Annotated in this window: 3 protein-coding genes; all 3 read left to right on the top strand. The window is 70.3% G+C overall.

Annotated elements, in window-relative coordinates; all coding sequences use genetic code 11:
• Positions 1-762, top strand: a 762-nt coding sequence (locus GX015_RS03755) for an ATP-dependent dethiobiotin synthetase BioD (protein WP_291342898.1), incomplete at its 5' end; no start/stop codon positions are given.
• A gap of 163 nt (positions 763-925) precedes the next feature.
• Complete coding sequence (locus GX015_RS03760; RefSeq protein WP_291342899.1) at positions 926-1,804, top strand: pseudouridine synthase; 879 nt, start codon at positions 926-928, stop codon at positions 1,802-1,804.
• Positions 1,805-1,834: 30 nt separating this feature from the next.
• Positions 1,835-4,072 (top strand): bifunctional cytidylate kinase/GTPase Der, encoded by a 2,238-nt coding sequence (gene der, locus GX015_RS03765; RefSeq protein ID WP_291342900.1) that lies wholly within the window; start codon positions 1,835-1,837, stop codon positions 4,070-4,072.
• The last annotated feature ends 1,362 nt before the right edge of the window (positions 4,073-5,434 follow it).

Below are 5,434 nucleotides of genomic sequence, written 5' to 3' on the forward strand. Positions count from 1 at the left end.
AAGACCATCGCCACCGCCGCAATCGCCGGGCTGCTGCGCTCCTGCGGGAGGGAGGTGGTCGTCGTCAAGCCCGCGCAAACCGGTTTCCCCGGGACCGGAAGTGTCCTGGGGCGCGGCGGCGACCTGGATGACGTCGAGCGGCTGACCGGAATCACCGAACTGCACGGCTTCGCGCGCTACCCCGAACCGATGGCGCCGCTGGCCGCCGCGCGCCGCGCCGGGCTGCCCGCGCTGCGTCTCGACGACGCCGCCGAACGGATCCGGGCGCTCGACCGGCCCGGGCGCACCGTGCTCGTCGAAGGCGCGGGCGGTTTGCTCGTGAGGCTCGGCGCCGGTGGCGTGGGGTGCGCGGATGCCAGTGCTTGCGGGGCGACCGATGGTCCGGCGAGCGCAGCCGACGGAGAAGGGGAAAGGCGGGAATGGGGCCTGCCCGATCTCGCGGCGGAGCTGCCCGGCGCAAAGACCGTCGTGGTCACCTCGCTGGGGCTGGGCAGCCTCAACACCGCCGAGCTGACCGTGGAAGTGGCCGAGGGGCGGGGCATGGACGTCATCGGTCTGATCGGTGGATCGCTGCCCGCTCGGCACGCCGCGGGGGAGATCGACCCCATCGTCGCCACCAACCTGGAGGACCTGCCGCACCTCACCGGCGTCGACGTCCTCGGCGCAGTGCCCGAAGGTGCGGGGGCCATGGAACGGGAGCGGTTCGTCGCCGCCGCGCCCGGCTGGTTTTCCGAATCGGGCATGAGGGCTTTGGTGGGGTAGGCTGGCCAGCGGACATCGCCGTGGGGCGCACCGACACCTTGTCCCATCCGCCGAGCAACATGCCGAGCGAGATGGGATGACTGCTCTCTGTAGCCCCGCGACGCACGCCGGCGGCGATCCGCCGGACGCGAAACCCGCACCGCTCTACAGAATGAGGACACACGTGTCACCCACCGCTCGCCGAGACGGCACACCGGACCGAAACCGGGGCAACAAGCCCAAGAAGGCCGGGGACTACTACGTCTCCCAGGCCCGCCCCGCCCGACACCAGCACGTCGAACGCAACCGCGGCGGCGGAGGAAACGACGGCGAAGGCGTGCGCCTGCAGAAGGTGCTGGCCCAGGCCGGCGTCGCCTCCCGCCGCATGGCCGAGCGTCTCATCGACGAAGGCCGCGTCGAGGTCGACGGCAAGATCGTCACCCGCCAGGGCGTCCGCGTCGACCCTAACGTCGCGGTCATCCGCGTCGACGGCTCGCGCATCGTGGTCAACGAGGACATGCAGTACTTCGTGCTGAACAAGCCGCGCGGCGTGCAGTGCACCATGAGCGACGACCAGGGCCGCCCCTGCGTCGGCGACATCATCGGCGAAAAGGTCTCCGCCGGCCAGCGCCTGTTCCACGTCGGCCGCCTCGACGCGGCCACAGAGGGCCTGCTGATCCTGACCAACGACGGCGAGTTGGCCAACCGCCTGATGCACCCGAGCTACAACGTCACCAAGACGTACATGGCCACGGTCAAGGGCGAGGCGGACAACAAGCTGATCCGCGACCTGACCAAGGGCGTCGAACTCGACGACGGCCCAGCCAAGGCCGACTTCGCGCAGATCATCGACGTGTGGCAGGGCCGGTCGATCATCCGCGTCGAGCTGCACGAGGGCCGCAAGCACATCGTGCGCCGCATGCTCAAGGAACTCGACTACCCCGTGGAGCGCCTGGTGCGCACCAAGATCCACACCGTCCAGCTCGGCGAGCAGACCCCGGGCGCGCTGCGCGCGCTCAACCGCGCCGAGCTCGCCTCGCTGTACAAGGCGGTGGGACTGTAAATGACCGACGCAACTGAGAGCAGCCGAAACATGAACGAATCCACCGCCGCGGACGCCCTGCTGCTGGCCATCGACGGCCCCTCGGGCACCGGCAAGTCGACGGTCTCGCGGGCCGTCGCCGAGCACCTCGGCGCCAAGTACCTGGACACCGGCGCGATGTATCGCGTGGCCACCCTGTGGGTGCTGCGCCAGGGCATCGACCCGGCCGACTCCGACGCGGTCGCCGCCGCCACCGCCGACCTGCCGCTGTCCGTCAGCGACGACCCCCGTTCGACGGAGGTGCTCCTCGACGGCGAGGACGTCTCCGGCGAGATTCGCGGCCCCGAGGTCACCCGGAACGTCTCCGCCGTGTCGGCGATCCCCGCCGTGCGCGAGAACCTCGTGGACCTGCAGCGCCGCCTGGCCGCCGACGCCGGCCGCTGCGTCGTCGAGGGCCGCGACATCGGCACCGTCGTGTTGCCGGACGTGCCGGCGAAGGTCTTCATGACCGCCGCCGCTGAGGTCCGCGCCCGCCGCCGCCACGCCCAGGACATCGCCGCCGGCCGCGACGCCGACTACGACGAGGTGCTGGCCGACGTCATCCGTCGCGACGAGCTCGACAGCTCCCGCGCCACGTCGCCGCTGCGCCCGGCCGACGACGCCGTGGTGCTCGACACCTCCGAGCTGGACGTCGAGGAGGTCATCGACCACATCCTCGACGTCGTCGAGGCCGCCTACCCCGGCTCCGTCGACGGCGACGCCGGCGAGGGCGCGACCGAGTTCGTCCAGGCCACCGCCGACGGCGCGCACGAGGACCCGGACGCCGGCATCGACCGCGCCATCGCCGACCACGAGACCGTCATCGCCGACGCCATCGCCCGCGCCGAAGCCGGCGAACTCGGCGAGGACGACGAGGACTGGCAGGACCTGGAGGAAGCGTTCTCGGTCCTCGGCTCCGCCGCCGAAGAGGACGAGGCGCTGCCGACCGTCGCCATCGTGGGCCGCCCCAACGTGGGCAAGTCGACGATGGTCAACCGGTTCATCGGCCGTCGCGAAGCAGTCGTGGAGGACTTCCCCGGAGTCACCCGCGACCGCATCAGCTACCTCGGCGACTGGGGCGGCCGCCGCTTCTGGGTGCAGGACACCGGCGGTTGGGACCCCGATGCCAAGGGCCTCAACGCGTCCATCGCCCGCCAGGCGGAGGCGGCGATGGAGACCGCCGACGTGATCATCATGGTCGTCGACACCAACGTCGGCGTCACCGCCACCGACGAGATGATGGCGCGCCGCCTGCAGCGCGCCGAGCAGCCGGTGATCCTCACCGCCAACAAGTTCGAGTCGGATTCGCAGCTCGGCGACGTCGCCGAGTTCTGGGCACTGGGCCTGGGCGAGCCGCACCCGACCTCGGCGCTGCACGGCCGCGGCAACGCGGACGTCATGGACGAGGTGGTCAAGGCCTTCCCCGAGGTGCCGCGCGCCAAGGCGCAGCCGCAGGGCCCGCGCCGCGTGGCCATCGTCGGCAAGCCGAACGTGGGCAAGTCGTCGCTGCTGAACAAGATCTCCGGCGAGGACCGCGCCGTGGTCTCGGACATCGCCGGCACCACCGTCGACCCGGTGGACTCGCTGGTGCAGCTCGAGGATTCGCTGTGGCGCTTCGTCGACACCGCCGGCATCCGCAAGAAGACGAAGCAGGCGCAGGGCCACGAGTTCTACGCGTCGCTGCGCACCCGCTCGGCGATCGACAACTCCGAGGTCGTCATTTTCCTCGTCGATTCCTCCGAGCCGATCGCCGAGCAGGACCAGCGCGTGCTGCGCATGATCCTCGACTCCGGCCGCGCGCTGGTGGTCGCCTACAACAAGTGGGACCTCATGGACGAGGACCGCCGCGACCTGCTCGAACGCGAAATCGACCTGCAGCTGTCCCATGTGCCGTGGGCGCGGCGCGTCAACATTTCCGCGAAGACCGGGCGCGCGCTGCAGAAGCTCGAGCCGGCGATGCTCGAGGCGCTGGATTCGTGGGATCGCCGCATTCCGACCGGCCGCCTGAACACGTGGCTGCGCACCGTGCTGCAGGAGGTGCCGCCGCCGATGCGCGGTGGCCGTCTGCCGCGCGTGCTGTTCGCGACGCAGGCGTCGACGCGTCCGCCGGTGATCGTCCTGTTCACCACCGGTTTCCTCGAGCACGGCTACCGCCGCTTCCTGGAGCGTCGCCTCCGCGAGGAGTTCGGCTTCGAGGGTTCGCCCGTGCGCATCGCCGTGCGCGTCCGCGAGAAGCGCAAGCGCAAGTAGGCCGCGCGGGTTCGGCGCGGGTTGGGCGCGGGGAGCGGGCATTGGGCCCGTTCCCCGCGTTTCGCGTTTCCGGATGCTTGACGACGGCCTGCCGTCACCTTTTCGCGCGGCCATGCCCCTTCACCCGCCCTGAACCCGTCCGCCCACCCCACTTCCCCCGCCGCGAGTCGCGCCTTCTCTTCACGTCCCCTCCTCGCGTCCGAGTCCGCGTCTGCGCACGCGCCCGTGCCCGCGTTCACCCACAATCCGCGTCACGTGCGCCCCACCAGCCCCAAGTTCCGGCGAGTCGCCCAAAACGTGACACGGAGCGGGTGTAAAAGCCCAGTTCGCGGGAGATTCCGCTGTCCCGTTTTCCGTGAATTCCCGGGTTCGTCGCCCAAAATGGGACACGACATCGCCGCGACATTGGCGCGTGGACGATGGGCCGCGGGCCGAATTCTGCGAAACGCCGCACACGGGCCGCTGCGCCATCGGCCCCCTCGCCGAGGTGCAACCCTGGAGCGAGTCGGGATCGGCCGTCAGCGGGCATTCTGGCGGGCATCATTTTTTGGTCAGGTTCCCAAGCGGCGGGCGAGTCCGGAGTGGCGATTGCTGTGGCAGCGCTGGCAGTGTCCACCGTGGACAGAGTGGCGAACGGTGCGGACATGGCGCGGGGTGCGGGCATTGGGCCCGTCCCCGCGTTACGGGTTTCCGGTTGCTTGACGACGGCCCGCCGTCACCCCGCCGCCCGCGCCACGTCCACACCCGTTCCTTTGGCCTTTTCGCCCGCCCCAAATCCCTCACTCCGCCGCCCGCCCCACAATCCCTACGTCGGCGCAGGTCACATGCGTCACATCAGTACCCGCGACCCGGAATCGCGTTCATTTTGAAACATTCGGCGGCCCATAAGTGCAGGTCGCGGGAGACGCTGATGTTTCAAAATGAACGCGATCGACGGTCGTTGGGGCTGGAGTGACGAAGATATGGCAGAAGGTTCGCGTAATCGTCGGCGCCGATTCGGGGCCGGACACTGATGCGCCCCTTGATGCGGCCTCTCGACGAAGGCGCGTTCGGCCCGCAGTGGGCGATCTGGGGCGTCTCCCTTTTTTGGCTTCCGCCGATTGCACTTCGGGGCGCGGTGCGTGCATTGTGGGGCCAGAACGGACGGGGCGCGACGGGCGCCCCGCATGACCAGGAGGCGACCAACGATGGCCGGCAACCGCCACGGGCGAGATCCCTTCGACGACGACCGCACCGAATTCATCGGCCGCGACGAGCCCACGCAGCGCGCGTGGGGCGGCCGCGACGACCAGCCGACCGAGTACATCGGCGGCGCGGGCGGCGGCAACGGGCGCGGCGGCGCGTACGACCCGGACGCCGACT

It is taken from the genome of Corynebacterium sp. (assembly GCF_012837295.1).
Classification (GTDB): domain Bacteria; phylum Actinomycetota; class Actinomycetes; order Mycobacteriales; family Mycobacteriaceae; genus Corynebacterium.

Coding starts and splice junctions, on each gene's coding strand:
- der (WP_291342900.1), top strand. CDS start 1,835: ATGAACGAATCCACCGCCGCGGACGCCCTGCTGCTGGCCATCGACGGC.